General features: G+C 51.0%; 16 protein-coding genes. 3 read left to right on the top strand and 13 right to left on the bottom strand.

Annotated features, from left to right (window positions below; all coding sequences use genetic code 11):
* Positions 1 to 349: 349 nt before the first annotated feature.
* Positions 350 to 631, top strand: coding sequence for a type II toxin-antitoxin system RelB/DinJ family antitoxin (locus ACK8P7_RS02245; protein WP_410042593.1), 282 nt, complete (start codon positions 350 to 352; stop codon positions 629 to 631).
* An 11-nt stretch (positions 632 to 642) separates the two neighbouring features.
* A complete protein-coding gene (locus ACK8P7_RS02240; RefSeq protein WP_410042592.1) occupies positions 643 to 945 on the top strand; it encodes a putative toxin-antitoxin system toxin component, PIN family in 303 nt (100 codons plus the stop codon).
* 46 nt (positions 946 to 991) lie between these two features.
* Here ACK8P7_RS02240 and istB read toward each other — a convergent pair whose 3' ends face one another.
* The 8 genes from istB to ACK8P7_RS02200 form a co-directional block, all read right to left on the bottom strand.
* Positions 992 to 1,753 carry an IS21-like element helper ATPase IstB gene (gene istB, locus ACK8P7_RS02235; protein ID WP_410042591.1) on the bottom strand — a complete coding sequence of 254 codons (762 nt, stop codon included), beginning with the start codon at positions 1,751 to 1,753 and terminating at the stop codon, positions 992 to 994.
* Positions 1,746 to 3,029, bottom strand: coding sequence for an IS21 family transposase (gene istA / locus ACK8P7_RS02230; protein WP_410042590.1), 1,284 nt, complete (start codon positions 3,027 to 3,029; stop codon positions 1,746 to 1,748). The genes istB and istA overlap by 8 nt, the downstream gene beginning before the upstream one ends.
* Positions 3,030 to 3,736: 707 nt before the next feature.
* On the bottom strand, positions 3,737 to 4,228 hold the full coding sequence (locus ACK8P7_RS02225) for a type IV pilin protein (protein ID WP_410042589.1): 492 nt from the start codon (positions 4,226 to 4,228) through the stop codon (positions 3,737 to 3,739).
* A gap of 471 nt (positions 4,229 to 4,699) precedes the next feature.
* The gene (locus tag ACK8P7_RS02220; RefSeq protein WP_410042588.1) at positions 4,700 to 5,065 is read right to left on the bottom strand and encodes a hypothetical protein; all 366 of its coding nucleotides are present in this window, start codon (positions 5,063 to 5,065) and stop codon (positions 4,700 to 4,702) included.
* 315 nt (positions 5,066 to 5,380) lie between these two features.
* A complete protein-coding gene (locus tag ACK8P7_RS02215; protein WP_410042587.1) occupies positions 5,381 to 5,872 on the bottom strand; it encodes a prepilin-type N-terminal cleavage/methylation domain-containing protein in 492 nt (163 codons plus the stop codon).
* A 1,167-nt stretch (positions 5,873 to 7,039) separates the two neighbouring features.
* Positions 7,040 to 7,486: a type II secretion system protein gene (locus tag ACK8P7_RS02210; protein ID WP_410042586.1), complete on the bottom strand. Its 447-nt coding sequence runs from the start codon at positions 7,484 to 7,486 to the stop codon at positions 7,040 to 7,042.
* Positions 7,487 to 7,659: 173 nt separating this feature from the next.
* Entirely contained in the window at positions 7,660 to 8,877 is a 1,218-nt protein-coding gene (locus ACK8P7_RS02205; protein ID WP_410042585.1) for a type II secretion system F family protein, read from the bottom strand.
* Between the two features lie 295 nt (positions 8,878 to 9,172).
* Positions 9,173 to 10,228, bottom strand: coding sequence for a type IV pilus twitching motility protein PilT (locus ACK8P7_RS02200; RefSeq protein WP_410042584.1), 1,056 nt, complete (start codon positions 10,226 to 10,228; stop codon positions 9,173 to 9,175).
* 318 nt (positions 10,229 to 10,546) lie between these two features.
* Here ACK8P7_RS02200 and ACK8P7_RS02195 point away from each other — a divergent pair, with 318 nt between their 5' ends.
* Positions 10,547 to 11,344 (top strand): TraX family protein, encoded by a 798-nt coding sequence (locus ACK8P7_RS02195; RefSeq protein WP_410042583.1) that lies wholly within the window; start codon positions 10,547 to 10,549, stop codon positions 11,342 to 11,344.
* A 214-nt stretch (positions 11,345 to 11,558) separates the two neighbouring features.
* On the opposite strand, the gene ACK8P7_RS02190 is transcribed toward ACK8P7_RS02195, so the two are convergent.
* From ACK8P7_RS02190 to ACK8P7_RS02170, 5 genes are all read right to left on the bottom strand, one after another.
* Complete coding sequence (locus ACK8P7_RS02190) at positions 11,559 to 13,250, bottom strand: GspE/PulE family protein (protein WP_410042582.1); 1,692 nt, start codon at positions 13,248 to 13,250, stop codon at positions 11,559 to 11,561.
* Positions 13,251 to 13,319: 69 nt separating this feature from the next.
* On the bottom strand, positions 13,320 to 15,500 hold the full coding sequence (locus ACK8P7_RS02185) for an EAL domain-containing protein (protein ID WP_410042581.1): 2,181 nt from the start codon (positions 15,498 to 15,500) through the stop codon (positions 13,320 to 13,322).
* A gap of 190 nt (positions 15,501 to 15,690) precedes the next feature.
* The gene (locus ACK8P7_RS02180) at positions 15,691 to 16,143 is read right to left on the bottom strand and encodes a hypothetical protein (RefSeq protein WP_410042580.1); all 453 of its coding nucleotides are present in this window, start codon (positions 16,141 to 16,143) and stop codon (positions 15,691 to 15,693) included.
* Positions 16,144 to 16,432: 289 nt separating this feature from the next.
* On the bottom strand, positions 16,433 to 16,630 hold the full coding sequence (locus ACK8P7_RS02175) for a hypothetical protein (RefSeq protein WP_410042579.1): 198 nt from the start codon (positions 16,628 to 16,630) through the stop codon (positions 16,433 to 16,435).
* 372 nt (positions 16,631 to 17,002) lie between these two features.
* Positions 17,003 to 17,440, bottom strand: coding sequence for a CAP domain-containing protein (locus ACK8P7_RS02170; RefSeq protein WP_410042578.1), 438 nt, complete (start codon positions 17,438 to 17,440; stop codon positions 17,003 to 17,005).
* Position 17,441 lies beyond the last annotated feature (1 nt).

Here is a 17,441-nt window from a genome sequence, read left to right as displayed (position 1 = left end):
GTTTTGCATCGGAAAGCGGCCGCTCAAAAACGGAACAGCGACCGCTGAGCTCTGTAAACTGCATTCAGAATTGCATATCGTCGTCAAACAGACTATATTGAGCGGTTTACCTCCAGTGTTTTCAAGGGGTTCAGAGGTTTTCGCCTTCAAAAATTATTTTGGTTTTTAGCAGCCCCTATTGGGCATAGCTCCATTTCACATCACGCGGCCAATGCCTCCGTCTTCACATCATCACACTACCTCTATCAGCAGAAACTGATCCAGTATATTGCTAATTGCTAATTTAAAATCATTTGTTTTCATCTGCATTCATTTGTGTTATATTCAACTTCAGAAGGAGGTGTTTAATATGGCAAATACACTTATTCAATTTCGTGCTGACGAAACAGAAAGAATGGAAGCTGTCAGTATTCTCCAGCAGCTCGGACTAGACATGCCATCCTACCTCAGAATGTGTGTGTCGAGACTAGTGTCCGCAAAGGGCATTCCTTTCAGCATGACCATTAATCAGTCATCATCGAACAGAGGTATCGAAGCAATGAAACGTGCCAGCCGCATTGCGGAAGAGAATGGCATATCTGACATGTCATTAGACGAAATCAATGCCGAAATCGCTGACGCCAGGAAGTGAGGTGTCCTATCGTGAAATACTATGCGGTAATCGACACCAATGTATTAGTTTCTGCTGTTCTTAAGTGGAATTCCGTTCCGGGAAATATCATTGATCTTACTTTTAACGATGTCATCATTCCTCTCGTGAATCAGGAAATTCTAAACGAATACAAAACCGTCCTTCTCCGCCCCAAGTTTCATCTGACAGAACTGATCGTAACGGATATTCTTGATGAAATGAAAGCACGCGCCATCGATGTTTCAGAAGAACATCTTGACGTTGAACTCCCCGATCCGAAGGATTGCGTATTCTACGAAGTCACCATGTGTTAACTGTCAAGTAAAAATGTACAAAAAATCCTAAATAAAAATGTACAGTTTACGGTGATGGTTCCTCCTGTTCAAAGTCCTTCAACCGATAGGATTTTCCTGTGATCGATATGACATGGGAATGATGTAGAACACGGTTCAGGATTGCATCTGCAACGACTGCATCATAAAAAATGCTGTCCCAATCTCCGAAATTGATATTCGTCGTCAGGATCGTACTTTTCTTCTCATAACGCATATCGATCAATTGGAAAAACAGGTTGGAATCCTCCTTGTCAATCGGAAGGTACCCGATCTCGTCAATAATCAAAAGTTTGTAGTGATTGAAATGCTTCAGCCTCGCTTCCAGACGGTTCTCCAGCTTTGCTTTTTTCAGTTGCTGCAGAAGATCGCTGCATTTGATGAAATAGGTAATGTTATGGTGTTTTGCTGCAGCAATCCCGATGGATGTTGCCAGATGGGTCTTACCGACTCCGCTTGATCCGAGAAAGACGATATTCTCCGCCTTCTCCATAAATCCAAGAGTGCAGAATTCCTGCATCTGGGCTTCGCTCACGGAAGGCTGGAAGCTGAAGTCAAAATCCGAAAGTGTCTTTACGAATGGAAACGCCGCCGCATGAATCGTACTCTGCGCTGCAGACTGTTCCTTGAAGTCTACTTCATAATTCGTTAGTTTCAAGAGTCCCTCCGTAAAAGAAAGATTCTTTGTTCCCACATCTCCGGCGACTTCTTCCAGATGAAGTTTCATCTGGTTCAGCCGGAGTGTTCCAAGGTTCTGTATCGTCTGTTTGTAGATGCTGCTGTTATTCATACACTGCTCCTAATGCCTTAAGATTTTCCTTTGCCCGTGCTGCGATATTTTCTTCTGCAAACGAATGCGTCCTGTAGATGAGATCCCGGTAATGGTCCTCTTGATAGTTGATCTTCTTTTCCGACAAGGGCTGCAGTGCGATGAGTTTCATGTTACAATACACATGGATGTAGTCATCGTAAACCTGCAGGGTAACGCTTTTTCCAATGTATTCCGGCGGTACGGAATACTGTTTTCCGCGATAGCGGAAGAGGCTGGCGTTGTCTATGCGGACTTTATGATCGACCAGCTGATAGGGATTCCGGATGGTCTGCTGTGGTAACGGGCTGAAGGAATCCCTTTCTTTTTTCAGATACATCAGCGGAATCTTCCCGGTCCCGGGGTGTACTTTCGAGTTTTCCCTGTCGTTGATCTTTGCCAGAAGTTCCACGAATCCAAGGTAAGTCAGTCGACCGTTGTATGCGCGGAGTTCATCGAGAATCCGCATCGGCGATTCCACTTTTCCTTTTGTCTTTGGCGTGGCGGCAATACATGGCTGGACTCGGAATCCATAATCATCGGCGAACTGCTGGAAGCGAATATTTATTTTTCCTTTCGATCCTCTTGTCCTTGGCTGATCCATGACCGTTTTCATGTTATCCGTCACAATCTCTTCCGGCACACCGCCAAACACCGTAAACGCGTCATCCAGGCAGAAGAAAAGTACATCCTGTGACTTTGTCGGTACCATCCGGTAAACGCGGTATCTGGAGAAGGATAGGATCAGGACGAAGATGTTCACCTCAACCCATCCGAGATCTGTCGTCAAAAGCCTTAAGGATTCCTTCCAGTCCAGCTGTGCCTGCTTTCCCGCCGGTGTCTCATAGCGGATATAGGCTTCTGATTTTGCCGGAAGTCTTTTACGAAAGTACGCGGCGAATTCCGGTTCCCTGGAAAGGTAATAGCAAAAGTTGCTGTAAGCGCCATGATAGCCATAGTTATCGCACAGATACTGCCAAAGAACGCGGCGGTAATAAAAGATCTGTTCGTTTTCATCCGAAAGAAGTTCTCGGATGATGTCCTTGTAAGGGGTCAGACAATTGCTCGATGCCCGATGCTCTGACTTATGAAATCCATTGATATATTTATCAACAGTTCTTCTGTCCACGTCCAGTTCTCGGGCAATCTGGCTTTTATTAATTTTCAGATTGGCTGATTCCATAAATGGTCTTAACTTGTATAAGTCCTCCAGTTTCTCAATTTTCAGATTCGTTGTAACAGGTGATTTGATAATCATCGAAAAGCCTCCTTTATCAGCTTTTACGATGATACCATTTGTACATTTTTATTCCGGAACTTTTGTACATATTTAATTATGACATAGCACCATGAAGGCTCGTGAAAGCGAAGACGCACATCTGATCACTGGCAATATCAAGCATTTTCCGACAAAGCCTTTTATTGTCACCCCAAGACAAATGCTGTATCTGATTCTGGAATCTTCGAACGAATAACCTGACACATCCAGCGATGACTCCATTTTTCAGGTATCGGTCCATAAGAAAATCATAAGCAGCCCAGCCAGTGATATCCATCAGTCACTCCGCTGAGCTGCTTATAAGTTTATAGATATTTTAGAATTTGTTTATTCTTTCTTCCCGGGGCCTGGCCCCACCACTTGTCTAAGCAGTACCATCGTCTGTCAGCGTAGCTGTAATGCATTCAGCATAAGCTGCACGAATATTAGCGAGGTCAGTTGCCTCTCTAGCCTTCTCCAGCTGAGTGGTAAAGATCGGAATGCTAATAGCCACCAGCACGGCCGCCTAACACCCATCCTACTCCAAGTAGTAATAGTATGCAGTATCTTATAAAGGGTGTCAAAACAGAAATGACACCCCAAGAATGAAAATGACACCCCTACTAAAAATCTGACACCCTTAACACCACATTTGAACATGATGGGGACAGAGAACCGTCCCCTTGTCTTAGCTCTCCTTTTGCGTTTCAGCTGTGGTATCCTATATGGAGCTGATTGGTCGCAGTGTCATAACGAACCCAAACATACATTCCTTTTTTATGTAATTTTGACATTGGTAATTCAATACAGGAATTTGAATCATCCCAAATAGTACAATCTGGACATGGAGAATCGTCGTCTCCTACCCCACTGTCCTTAAAGTTGTATGCATTTTCCCAATCTGTAACGGAAACCAGAGAGCTACAATCTTTGGACAGATAATACACCCACCCAAATCCGGCAGAGTCTGCTTTGATTTCATTAAACGAATAGGTCGTTCCGTCAATTTCTACTTCTTGCAGGTTATTGGCGATTTGCACCAAAGCATACGCATCACGAATTGCAGAATGGTCAACAGCCAGTCTAGCTTTTTTCAACTGGCTCGTAAAAATAGGGATGGAAACGGCAACAAGCACAGCTATTATCGCCACTACGATTAAAAGTTCTGCAAGTGTAAATCCCGCTTTTCTTTTTTTCATTTTATTCTTACAACCTCTCCCTGGATTTATTCCTTGATTGAAAAGAAACCGTCACACCAACGTTTCTATTGTTGATGTAACGGCTTCATGGTTTTTATTCGTCAATAAGTTTTCAATCAACTACCTTGCCGTTTGCGGGCGTTGACAGTTGAGGTATGTAACGGCAATCCGGACACAGAACCGTCCCCTTTCTCCTTCGGACAGAGGACCGTCCCCCTGGCCTTCTCGGACAGAGAATCGTCCCCTTGTCCTTACAGAACCGTCCCCCCTGTCCTACTATTATTGATGTAACGGCTTCATGGTTTTTATTCGTCAATAAGTTTTCAATCAATTACCTCGCCGTTCGCGGGCGTTGACAGTTGAGTTATGCAAGAGCAATCCGGACACTAGAACCGTCCCCCTGGCTTTCAAGGTCGGGACAGAGAACCGTCCCCTGTCCTTCCCCCTTTTTTTATACCCTTGTCCTTTTTATTAAGGCTCGGTTGCACCAAATGTTATTGTAGTTTTACCAGTAGACTGAGTATATGTAACCCATGCCTTTGTAGTGGTTCCTGTTGTATCAGCTGCAATAGAAACGCCTCCAATATCCTGTGCACCAGATTGCCATTTATCATTTTTCTGTTTCATGGTTACTGATGCTTTATATACTAAAGAACCTTCGGTACCACTAGTTGTATAAGTGATATCAGCTGTACTAATCTTTGTTAATTCATCCTGTGTATCCTGCATGAGTGCAGAAGCCTGAACTGTTGCGTAGGCACTTCTGATATTTGCAGCATCTGTAGCTTCTCTACTCTTCTCCAACTGTGTTGTGAAAATCGGAATACTAATAGCCACCAGCACCGCCGCCTAACACTCATCGTACTCCAAGTAGTAATGGTTTGCAGTCTCTCGTAAAGGGTGTCAAAACTGAAATGACACCCCCAAAATAAGAATGACACCCCTATTTAAAATCTGACACCCTTGACAGACACCACATTTAAACATTAGATTATCGGAACTCAGTCGCCATGTCCATTTGAAATTAATCATAAAGATTCATACAGAGAACAGTCCTCGGCCCTTTTCCCAGTCCTTCATCAGTCACCCGCCCTAACAGATACGTGAGCAGATGTGGTATGAAATGGTCATGGACTATGTAACTGTATCCCGTTACAAACCAAATATAATAAGATTTTGTACACTATCATAGTATAAGTTGATTCCATTGCCTTTGTAGTGAAATCCCTCAGCTCCCCAAAGGCCACAGGTTTCACATTTATAAGCATTGCTATCATCACATCCACTCTCTTTGAACGCATACGCACCCGCAGGCGCCACAAACAGCGGGGCATCATCTGGATTAAAAATAAGATGATTACAGTCTTCGGCTAAAACAAAATAAACTTTCATATTATTATTATTTATCTGCTTCAATTTCAAATCATCAAACGAATATGCCGTCCCTTCTATTTCAATTTCCTGCAAATTATTAGCAACTTGCGCTAGAGCATACGCATCGCGCATTGCTGAATGATCAACAGCCAGTCTGGCTTTTTTCAACTGGCTCGTAAAAACAGGGATGGAAATGGCAACCAGTACAGCTATTATCGCTACTACAACTAAAAGCTCTGCAAGCGTAAATCCCGCTTTTCTTTTTTTCATTTTATTCTTACAACCCCTCCCTGGATCTATTCCCTGATTGAAAAGAAACCGTCACACCAACGTTTCTATTGTTGATGTAACGGCTTCATGTTTTTTATTCGTCAATGAGTTTTCAATCAACTACCTTGCCGTTCTCAGGCGTTGACAGTTGAATTATGTAGGGGAAATCCGGACACAGAACCGTCCCCCTGGCCTTCTCACCTAATCGCCTCTTGGAATGAGGTAGGACAGAGGAGGTAGGACAGAGAACCGTCCCCTGTCCTTCGTAGTTGAATTATGTTGCGAGGATTCGGACACAAGAACCGTCCCCTTGTCCTTTCCAAACCTGTCCCCCTGGCCTTGAGCTGTGTTGTGCGGATTGGGACAGGGAACCGTCCCCCTGGCCTTACCCCTGTCCTACCGGGTGCTTGGTAGTTGGGATATGTTGTGAGGATCCGGACACAAGAACCGTCCCCTTTGTCCTTCCGGACAGAGAACCGTCCCCCTATCCTTTTAGTCCCCTTTGTCCTTTTCGTCAATGAGTTGCGGGCGTTGACAGTTGAGTTATGTAGGAGAAATCCGGACACAGAACCGTCCCCCTGGCCTTCCCAATCAACTGCCTTGCCGTTCGCGGGCGTTGACAGTTGAGTTATGTAGGGAAATACGGACAGAGAACCGTCCCCTTGTCCTTCTCCCCCTTTCGGACAGAGAACCGTCCCCTTGGCCTAGAGGTATGTAACGGCAATCCGGACACAGAACCGTCCCCATGACCTTCTAACAACCTCTCCCTGGATCTATTCCCTGATTGAAAAGAAACCGTCACACCAACATTTCTATTGTTGATGTAACGGCTTCATGTTTTTCTTCGTCAATGAGTTTTCAATCAACTACCTTGCCGTTCGCGGGCGTTGACAGTTGAGGTATGTAGGGGCAATCCGGACACAAGAACCGTCCCCCTGTCCTTCCCTACCCTTCAATCAACTACCTTGCCGTTCGCGGGTGTTGACAGTTGAGCAATGTAGGGGAAATCCGGACAGAGAACCGTCCCTCTGTCCTTTGATGTAACGGCTTCTCCCTTTTCATTCATGAATGATTGTTAATCAACTACCTTGCCTTCCCGGGTGCGTGGCAGTTGAAGATTTAAATTTAATGTATGGCAATTTACCTGTCTCTTAGTAGCTTTAGATATTACTCTGCTTCCCATTCAATAGTTACTGACCCATTAGTTCCAGCTGCTGCCGGAGTAATAGTAACCTTGATAAACTTTCCTGTTGCCGCAGCTCCATCCGTCCATGTTACACCAGCAGGAAGATCAGGTGTCGATCCTTGGAATCCAGCAATCTGGGACTTACCGCACGCTTTCTCCGGTTTACCCTTTTGAACATCGCCCGTTGAGACATTATAATATCCGACATTCGTCGTATATTTTGTAGCATCTTTATATCCCTCAGTCAGCAAATCAGCAGACGCAACTGCATATGCAGCACGCAGGTTGGATGCATCCACAGATTCACGGCTTGCCTCCAAACGGCTGTTGAAAATCGGAATGCTAATAGCAACCAACACCGCAATGATAGCAACGACGATAAGCAGTTCCGCAAGGGTGAATCCCTTTTTGTTTAACTTCTTGAACATGTTTTTTTCCTCCTAGATATGTTTGTTTCCCCTTGATAGGTATGTTCATTTATATAAAAGTGTCTCACACGGATCACTTTCATATCGTAGTGAATGATGTGCACCTGCTGCGCACATCTCGTTTTGCTCAGGCGGGCGCTCCGCGCCTTGCCTGTATGCCGAGCCCCTGTCCGTTAGAACAAGTTGTACATCGTAAACATCGGCAGATAGATCGAGATCACCAGGAATCCTGCGAAGATCGCCATCAGGATCAGCAGTGTCGGCTCGAGCATCGAGATCGCCTGCTGTATTCTCCGGTCCGTCTCGCCTGTGAAGTACTCGCCGATGACGTTCAGTGTCTGATCGAGTTCACCTGTCTGTTCGCCGACGGAGCACATTTCCTTCAGTGTGCCCGGGAAGTACGCGCAGTTTTTCATGCAGTCCCCGAGCTGTTTGCCCTGCTCGATCTGTGAGATCATCGCGGCGACATTCTCCTGCAGGAGGTAGTTGTCGAGCACCTTCGAGGTGACGGAGACGGCGTTGTTCAGCGTCAGTCCGGACGCGAGCATCGTCGACATCGTATTCGCAAATTCCGCTGCGCCGTTCATGATATTGATCTTCCCGATGACCGGGAGATGCAGCTGGATCTGCCCCTTCAGCTTCATACCGCGTTCCGTCTTCGTGAAGAGCTTCCACGCGACCACCTGCGCCAGCACGACGATGACGAGGAGCATCCACCACTTCGCGAAGAAGTTCGCCATCGCGATCATCATGCGTGTCATCAGCGGCAGCTCACCGCCGAGGCCCTCGAAGACCTGCGCGAGCGTCGGGATGACCTTCACCATGATGATGATCAGGACGACGACGGCGACGCACACGACGAAGATCGGATACGTCAGCGCGGCGCGCACCTTCTCACTGTTTTTCGCGCTGTTCTCGTAGTAGCGGTGCATCCGCGCGAAGGAGTTATCGAGTGTACCGGACAGCTCACCCGCCCGCACCGTCTCGAGGAAGGTCAGCGGAAACGCGTCCTTGTATTTTTCGAAGGCATGCGCGACGGTCGAACCGCCCTGCACGTCCTCAGCTGCATCCAGCAGGATCTTTCGAAGCTTCTTATCATCCGTCTGCCGGGCGATCATTTCCATCGCGCGGCCGATCGGCATGCCGGATTTCAGCGTAATCGCAAACTGTGAGCACATCAGCGCCAGCGACCGGGTCTTGACCCGCGGGCTTCCGATCTCCATGTTCAGGAGTCCGCTCGCCGCGCCGCCTGTTCTGACCGGGGTGATACTCGTGATGACCGGGCACTTCTGCCGGATCTGCGCCACCGCCGCATACTCATCCACGGCCTGCACGACGCCTTTGGTTTCGCTCCCGTCCGCGGTCAGTGCTTTGTATGAATATGTAACCAAGCAGCTCCCCTCTCTCACTGAAAAATCGTTTTTCCGCATGCACATTACGCTGCAGAAACCACGGTTTTTGATTGCTAACTAGATTCTATCATGCTTCAAACTAAAGTCAATATCGCTATTTGAAAAACTAATAATCGTTCTTGATATTCTTAAGCGCAGCGCGTACCGTGCAAATTCTAGCCGTATTTTAACACTTTGGGCAATGTCTACGCCACTACTCCGTCACGTTCCGCACCGTTACATCAGCCGTCATCCGGCTCATCCGCAGCATGTCTGCTGTAGGCATTGGCCTCACTTACCACGCGAGCTGCAGCTTTTTCCGGATGTAATCGCGGTCGACGCCGGCTTCCTCGGCGGTCTGCGGGAGGATTTTGCCGTCCATCGCCATCTGGATGAGGCAGTTGTCCATCGTGATGGCACCCTGGTCGGCGCTCGAGAGCATGAAGCTCTGCATCTGCGGCGTTTTGCCCTCGCGGATCAGGTTCTGAATCGCCTGGGTGACGATCATGACCTCCGCCGCTACGACGCGGCCGTGGCCGTTCGCGCGCACGAGGAGCTGCTGGCTGAGGACGGCCTTCAGGGTCGTCGAGAGCTGCAGTCGGATCTGGCCCTGCCGCGCCTCCGGGAACACGCTCACGATTCGGTCGATCGAGTCCACGGCGCTGTTTGTGTGCAGCGTCGCGAAGACGAGGTGGCCGGTCTCGGCAGCGGTCAGCGCGGTCTCGATCGTGGCGAGGTCACGCATCTCGCCGATCAGGATGATGTCCGGGTCCTCACGCAGGATGGCGCGCAGGCCTTCCGCGTAGGACTGCGTGTCGGTGCCGATCTCGCGCTGATTGATGATGCACTGGTCCGGCGTGTAGACGTACTCGATCGGATCCTCCAGCGTGATGATGTGCTCGTTCCGCGTATGATTGATCTGATCGAGGATCGCCGCCAGCGTCGTGGACTTACCGGAGCCGGTTTCACCGGTGACCAGCACGATGCCCTTCTGCAGTGACGGGAAGCTGCTCACCACCTTCGGCAGGCCGAGTGTGTCGAGCGCCGGGATGTGGTTACTGAGGATGCGCAGCGCCGCCGAGACGTGGCCCTGCTGCCGGAACAGATTGATACGCACACGCTCCCCCGCGATCGTCGCCGCGCAATCGAGCTCGCCGATCGACTCGATCTTCTCGTAGTCCACCCCGGCCATCTCCCGCGCGAGGCACTCACAGTCCTCCGGTGCCAGCACCTCCTCGCTCAGATTCACGATCTGGCCGTCGAGACGGCACTTCGCCGGCAGCCCTGCAATCAGATGGATATCCGACGCGCCACGCTCCGCCGCCAGTGAAACATACTCCGCTATCTTCATAAAGCCCCCTGTTATCAATCGTCTGTAATTGCTCAGTCCGGTGCCGTCAGACCAGCATCAGAAGCACAGTACTCCGATATCGGAATCCTGTGTTTTCCTGCTACTCTCCAAGCTCACTGACTAAACTGTCACGAAAAATCACTGACATTAATGGTACAACATTCAAGCCGAAACAACAATTAAAGAATTGAGTGAATCCGACACAGCAAGTATCTAAATGATAACAGCTCAGCTGGATTTCACCGCATATTTCCGGTACTCATGCATGGCTTCCAGGGAGTATAATGGTTTCTGATATTATTTTTGAGGATGAAGAATATGGGTGAAAATAAAACAGATATGCGGTTCATGACGCGTGATGCCATCAAATATCTGGCAATCGTGGCGATGACGCTGGATCATGTCGCATATATATTTCTGGAGCCGCAGTCGCTGCTCTACCGGCTGTTTCTCTGCATCGGGACGTTTACAGGGCCGGTGATGATCTACTTCCTGATCGAAGGCTACTTCTACACACATGATGTGCGGGGATATGCGAAACGTCTGCTGCTCTTTGCGCTGCTGTCGCAGCTGCCGTTTAGTCTGGCGATCGGTGGCTTCTTCGGGAATATGCTATTCACGTTGCTCATCTGCCTCGGCGTGTTGTATGTGCATGACCATGTGACCGACGGGGGACTTCGAAAGCTTCTGTATGTACTGCTGTTCTTCGCGAGTCTCTTCACGGACTGGAATTTCCTGTCCGTACCGCTCGTGCTGTTCCTGCGCCCGGCGTTTCATCCGGCGGCGCCTATAGTGGATCACTCTGCCAATCAGTATCAAAACGGAGAAACTATTCTGATGAAGAGTCAGGCAAAAGAGCAGCAGTTTTACATGGCCCCGACGGAGCAGCGGCTAGGCATGCTGAAGTGTGTCGCATACTTTCTTCTGGTATCCTGCCTCACGAATGGGATGTTCGAGGGCCTGACGGAGGCGCTCGGCATGGTGCTGGGCTTCGTGTGCATCGCATACTTCTATAACGGTCAGCAGGCGGCGACCCACCGGAAGTTTCATAAATATTTCTTCTATATCTACTATCCGGTTCACCTTTTGGTGCTGTGGGCGCTGCACGCGATGTAAAACTTCTGTGAAACAAAACCGTAACCGTTCAGGCAGGGGATCCCAGAGGGGTGGCAACGGAGGCCATGCGTAGAGACCGTATGAAATCAAGCCGTGTCCCCTGACTATGCTGTTATACCAACAAACGCCGCCGGCCATGCTTTTCGCACAGTCGGCGGCGTTCGTTTATCGATACCTGTAATCTCCTGATCTGTCGATTCCTTTCATCACCCGCTTAGTCGATCCCCGTAATCGTCCGCATGACTTCGTCGACGGTGGTGATGCCTTCGTCGACGAGCTTGTCGGCGTTTTCGAGCATGGTGATGTAGCCGGTCTCGTGCGCGAGGCGCTGGAACTCCTGCTTGTCCGCGCCGTCGGTGATGCACTTCCGGAGCGCGTCGTTCATGACGAGCACCTCGAAGTCACCGATTCGTCCACGGTAGCCGGTGTTGAAACAGTTGTCGCAGCCACGGCCGTGGTAGAAGATCCGCCCCGGGCGCGACGGAAGTCCCGCGGCCGCAAGCTTATCCGGCGTCATCTGCTCGACCACCTTACAGTTCGGGCAGATCCGGCGCAGCAGTCGCTGCGAGATGATGCCACGCACGCCCGCCGAAATCAGATACGGCGCGACACCCATATCCTTCAGTCGGTCGATGGCCGACACCGCGTCCTCGGTATGGATCGTCGTGATGACGAGGTGTCCGGTCATCGCGGCACGCATCGCGATCTCCGCGGTCTCACCGTCTCGGATCTCACCGACGCAGACGATGTCCGGGTCCTGACGCAGGATCGCACGCAGACCCGACGCGAAGGTCAGTCCCACCTTCTCGTTGATCTGCACCTGGGTCGCCCCCTGGATGTTGTACTCGACCGGATCCTCCAGCGTGATCAGGTTTGTCGTCTCGCTCAGCAGCTCGTTCACGAGCGCGTACATGGTCGAGGACTTACCGGAACCCGTCGGGCCCACGATCATGATCACGCCGGACGTGAGGCCCAGCAGCTTATCGATCTTCGCGTCCTCGCCCACCGGCAGTCCGATGCCGCGTCGGTTCAGCTGACTGCCGTCCCGTCGCAGGATTCGGATGACGATCTTCTCGCCGTAGATCGTCGGCAGCGTCGATACTCGCAGGTCAATGTCTTCGCCCTTCAGGCGTACTTTGGCACGGCCATCCTGTGGCACGCGCCGCTCGACGATATCGAGGTGCGACATGATCTTCACACGGGAGATGACCGACTCCTGCAGGTTCCGCGGGATCGTCAGAATCTTATGCAGTCGTCCATCGATACGCATGCGGATAATCATATCCTTCTCGGACGGCTCCCAGTGGATATCGGAGGCGTTCTCGATGAAGGCTCGCTCGATGATGGAGTTGACGAGCCGGATCGTCGGTGCCGCCACATCTCCGCTCTCGGTGATGGCAGACGCCTCACCGGACGTCACCTCATCCTCGCCGAGTCCGGCTTCTGCGCGCATCTGCGCCATCGCCTGCGCGGCGCCTTCATTGCCATACAGCGTACTGATCGCATGGTCGACAGCATTGCCCGCCGCGATCATCGGCACGATGTTTTTCTTGCTGACCATCTTCGCCTGCTCGATCGCCATGAAGTTCGTCGGATCGGCCATCGCGAGGAAGAGCATATCCTTCGATACGGACACCGGCACCATACGGTTCTCGCGGGCCAGCGCCTTCGGGATATACTGCGACATCTCCGGCTTGATATCCGTCTTCGTCAGGTCGATGTAGTCGATACCCAGCTGCAGTCGCAGCGCGTCGACCATCTGCGCCTCCGTGATGAAGCCGTGCTTCACCAGCGTCGCACCCAGTCGATCGTGCTCCTCCTTCTGTATCTTCAGGGCCTGCTGGAGCTGCTCCTCGGTGATGAGGCTCATCTCCACCAGCATATCGCCCAGTCGTTTCGTTCTCATATTTCATTCTCCTTCAGCGCGTCGCGCACAGATTCTGCCCTGTCCGCGTTCCGGCGCACGGCCGCCCGGTTACGACTTCCGCTTCGCCGACGCGACTGCACATCCCGGGCGCCCGGTTTCCCCCTGCCCGATTTCTGCCGTCACTTCTTTCCGTATTCTATCATAGAGTACGGTGAAATTTCGAAGACTTACGAAATATCTTCCGATCCCATCCGAGCTCTTCGATATGAAGAAGGCATGCGCATGAATCGTCATGATCTTCCCGTCCGCACGCTTATACAGGATGTCCGCCTGACTGCCGGTGAGTGCATCGACCTCCGCAGCCTCCAGGAGATGAACGATATCCTCCTTATTGATGACATAATCCGTGATGTGGTTGCGGTAGTTCTCATCCACCAGGGCTTCGCTGCCCACGATGCTGTAGTAGAGATCATTGACCCGCACGAGCTCCACATGCTTCTCGGGATCCATCTCATAGAACGCCACCGGTCCCAGGATATGATTGAGGAGCGTATCGCTGTAGACATTGTCATCAAACATCTCCACCATGTGGATACGGTTCGCCTGATGCAGACGGATCCCCTCCGTCTCGACGCGGCCGCCCTCCCGCAGGATCTCTTCCATGCGATCGTACGGGAACGGGCGGTAATAGTAGTAGCCCTGCACGTAGTAGATGCCGAGCGCCTTCACCATCCTAAGCTGGGCCTCTGTCTCCACGCCCTCACAGACCACCGGCAGATTCAGAAGATGCGCCATGTTGATGATGGACTCCATGATCTTGATCGTCTTCTGCTCATCCTTCCCCTGCACGAATTTCATGTCGAGCTTCAGGATGTCGAGCTTCATGTCGCTGAGGGAGTTCAGGTTCGAGTAGCCGGAGCCGAAATCGTCGAGATAGATCCGGAAGCCGAGCTCGTGCAGGCGCGAGACGGTCTTCTGCACGCGGTCATAGTTATCCACATAGGCAGACTCCGTCACCTCGATCCCGATCATCTGCGGATCGATACGGTACTTCTCCTTCAGTGACGCGAAAAGCTGTGCTACGTCGATGAGCTCGAAGTCGATTCTCGAAACATTGACCGAGCAGGTGATGGTTTCGACACCCTGATCGAGCATCGCGCGCTGCCGCTCGAAGACCCGCTCCCAGATGTACTGGTCAAGCATAACCACGTAGCCGCTGCGCTCGAGGAGCGGGATGTACTCGCCCGGCGAGATCACGTGACCGTCCTTCACCCAGCGTACGAGCGCCTCCATGCTGACCGGCTTACCGCAGCTGATATCCACGACCGGCTGCGTATAGAAGGTGAATTCGCCGGCCTGGATGCCGCGCTGGATATCCCGGATCATCTCCGCCTCCCGGTCCTTCGACATAAACATGTTCGGGCGGAATACCGCGATGTTTTCCTTATGGTTATAGCGCACGGTGTTCAGCGCGAGCAGCGACTTATCGTACATATTTTCGATATGCTCGCTGCGGTCGGTGATTTCATAGATGCCGACGGACTCGGAGAAGCCCATAGTCGCATCCGCGAGCTGCTGAATCGTCTTCTGTACGATCTCTACGACTTCCCGCGTGTCCCGCTCCGTCGCGAACATGCAGCAGAAGTAATCATCCCCGAGGTAGCCCGCGGTGCCGAGCGTCGTCTGAAGCTGCTTCTTCAGCTCGTCCGCTGCCATCATAAGCAGCGCCTCGCTCTTTTCCTCGCCATAGATCGCCTCATAGAGCTTGAAATTATTGATATCCGTGGTAAACAGGAGGAATTTCTTCTCCGGATACTGTGCGAGCAGTGCTTCTGCGTTCTGATAGAAGGTAAAAATATCCGGGAGGCCAACCTTCTCTCGCTGCAACCGATCCTTTTCATTGAGCGCATCCATCCGCTCACCCTTCGCATCCGTGATATCGCGAAGCAGGACCATGAGTCCGCCCTGCCGTCCCTCGTCAGACGCAAAGAACGCGACCTGCTCTACCCAGCGGAGCCCCTTCTTCGTGTGCATGCGGAACTCGATTTTCTGCATCGCCGGGCGGCTTCCGTTGCCGAGGAAGGTCCGCACCTTGTCCCCGTTCCAGAAGTTCTCGACACGATCCGCATCCTCGCCATACACCTCCTGCCGCAGGAAGTGCTCCCGTGCCTCATAGTAGCCGAACGGCGTGGTCGGGAAAGCAAAAAGCGCCGGATTCTGGTAGGTGATCTGCGCAAATCCCTCACGAATATGAAGTTCTGTGATCATGTCATAAAACAGCTTCTCCACGTTTCTCCTCCCTGACTGCAGGTTCTTCTTACCGCCCGCCATTTCTTTCTTCACGGGCCGGCGTCTCCGCTGCACCATCGCAGTCGGTCTCTTCTATCCTGTGCCAATGCAATCGATCTCTACATCGTCACTGCGCGTCTGCTGCACATCCTGCCTGTATTCACTGCGGATGTGTTCGATCTCTACATCGTCACTGTGCGCTCACGCTCTGATCGATCGCCCGGAACAGCTCCAGTGTGCTCGAAAAAGCGAAGCTGCGATCGCCCTCGATCCAGGCAGCGACACCCTGCCAGCTCGCATGCTGCCGCATCTCCGTCCGCACGAAAATGCTCGCGAGACGGCCACGCTCTCCCCAGATATCCCGCGGCGTCTGTTCCTTCGACAGCTCCGTCAGCCGTTTCTCTGAAACAAACGCCCGTGGTGCCGCATCACTCCGATGACGGATAAACACCCGCATGCCCTGTGCCGCCTCCGGATAGTCCCACGCATCGTAGAGCGCCTCCATCTTCGTCATCAGCTCCATGCAGGACGCAAATGGAATCGCCTCCGCACTCCACGGATGTATGAGACGCCCGCTGAACTCCTGGTTCTCATACGCATCGATGAGCACCGCGATTAGATTGATGCCATACAGTCTGTCCATTTATCCACACCTCTTCTGTCGCGCCCACGCTGGTAAACCAATTTACAAAGTCACTTGTATTCTACTTGTTCCGGCCAAAAAAGTAAATCTGCGATATTTAAATATCTTCGCGCTTCTTACGAAATCGTTCTCGAAACACAATCAAAAAAATCCAGAAGCTGGACTTCCGGATGTTTGTACTATATGAAGATTCCTGGTCTGCTTTTCGAAGCCCCGGTGAAATGCCTAACATCCACCCTGTCTGCAAACCGCTCTTGAAAAAGAGAGAAGAGGCATCCTGCGAAGCAGCTCACATCTCTTCGTCGTCTTTTGGATCGCTCTCATCCAGCGCCTGGTCCATCATCTTGAGAAGCTCCAGCGCCGATCGGAAGTGCTGTGACCGTCCCTTATCTGCCCAGGTCACCTTTCCCTGCCAGCTCGCATTCTCGCGACAGCAGACCTCGACGATAAATGTCCCCCTGTGTTTCTTTGCTCCGTTCTCTTCCATGCTGCATCCACCTGTTCGATCGTCATCTGCGAAACCATCTGTGCCTATCCCATAAACCAGGATTCATATCCCCCGAAAAGGATCGCTTACGCCCGGCACATCCTTAATATGATTAGTATAACTTATCTTCTCTTAAAAAATCCATTAAATCATGCTCAATCTTTGCAAATTTATGGGGTCTGACCCCATAAACTTCTGTTTAGATTCTGTTTAGAAAAAATTAATGGGGTCAGACCCCATTAATTTTTTCTTAAGATGGCGGTCCGGCACGCAAGACGGATACGCAGACATGAAGAAAGCGCCCATGGCTTTTATCAGCCATGGGCGCTACAGTTCGTTTTTTTTCACTTGTCATGCGACTCGTACCGGCGATCAGTCCATGCCGAACTCCTGTGCCCAGTAGGTCTTGCCGTTCTTTACGGCTGTGCTGACAGCGACGGTTGTAAAATCCGGCTTTAAGATGTTCGCCTTATGCTCTGGAGATGCCATCCACGCGTTTACGACTGCGTCTGCGGTGTTATAACCATCTGCGAGGTTCTCACCATACATGAGATCCGGATTTGCAGTGTACCAGTCAGATCCATCTGGTCTTGTGTGAGAGAAACGGACGGTAAGCTCGTCTGCTCTTACATCTGCAGATGCTTCGAGAGAAGCATCATAGCGAAGTGTGTTTAAACCGTTTGCTACGCGGATTTCGTTGACCTTTGCAATCACCTCGGCTTCGGTGTTGTTCTGTGCGAAACCGGTCATGCTCATCATAATGCCTAAAAATGCAACAACGAATAAAGTTCTAAGAAGCTTCTTCATCATT

This window comes from Oribacterium sp. P9, assembly GCF_046365365.1.
In the GTDB taxonomy this organism is placed as follows: Bacteria; Bacillota; Clostridia; order Lachnospirales; family Lachnospiraceae; genus Oribacterium.
The sequence above is the reverse complement of the archived record's forward strand: the minus strand, read 5'-3'. Positions and strand labels throughout refer to the sequence as shown.

What these genes read in the sequence shown, in the direction of transcription:
- ACK8P7_RS02245 (WP_410042593.1), top strand. Translation starts at nt 350, where the DNA reads ATGGCAAATACACTTATTCAATTTCGTGCTGACGAAACAGAAAGAATG.
- istB (WP_410042591.1), bottom strand. Translation starts at nt 1,753, where the DNA reads ATGAATAACAGCAGCATCTACAAACAGACGATACAGAACCTTGGAACA.
- istA (WP_410042590.1), bottom strand. Translation starts at nt 3,029, where the DNA reads ATGATTATCAAATCACCTGTTACAACGAATCTGAAAATTGAGAAACTG.
- ACK8P7_RS02225 (WP_410042589.1), bottom strand. Translation starts at nt 4,228, where the DNA reads ATGAAAAAAAGAAAAGCGGGATTTACACTTGCAGAACTTTTAATCGTA.
- ACK8P7_RS02215 (WP_410042587.1), bottom strand. Translation starts at nt 5,872, where the DNA reads ATGAAAAAAAGAAAAGCGGGATTTACGCTTGCAGAGCTTTTAGTTGTA.
- ACK8P7_RS02210 (WP_410042586.1), bottom strand. Translation starts at nt 7,486, where the DNA reads ATGTTCAAGAAGTTAAACAAAAAGGGATTCACCCTTGCGGAACTGCTT.
- ACK8P7_RS02200 (WP_410042584.1), bottom strand. Translation starts at nt 10,228, where the DNA reads ATGAAGATAGCGGAGTATGTTTCACTGGCGGCGGAGCGTGGCGCGTCG.
- ACK8P7_RS02195 (WP_410042583.1), top strand. Translation starts at nt 10,547, where the DNA reads ATGGGTGAAAATAAAACAGATATGCGGTTCATGACGCGTGATGCCATC.
- ACK8P7_RS02190 (WP_410042582.1), bottom strand. Translation starts at nt 13,250, where the DNA reads ATGAGAACGAAACGACTGGGCGATATGCTGGTGGAGATGAGCCTCATC.
- ACK8P7_RS02180 (WP_410042580.1), bottom strand. Translation starts at nt 16,143, where the DNA reads ATGGACAGACTGTATGGCATCAATCTAATCGCGGTGCTCATCGATGCG.
- ACK8P7_RS02175 (WP_410042579.1), bottom strand. Translation starts at nt 16,630, where the DNA reads ATGGAAGAGAACGGAGCAAAGAAACACAGGGGGACATTTATCGTCGAG.
- ACK8P7_RS02170 (WP_410042578.1), bottom strand. Translation starts at nt 17,440, where the DNA reads ATGATGAAGAAGCTTCTTAGAACTTTATTCGTTGTTGCATTTTTAGGC.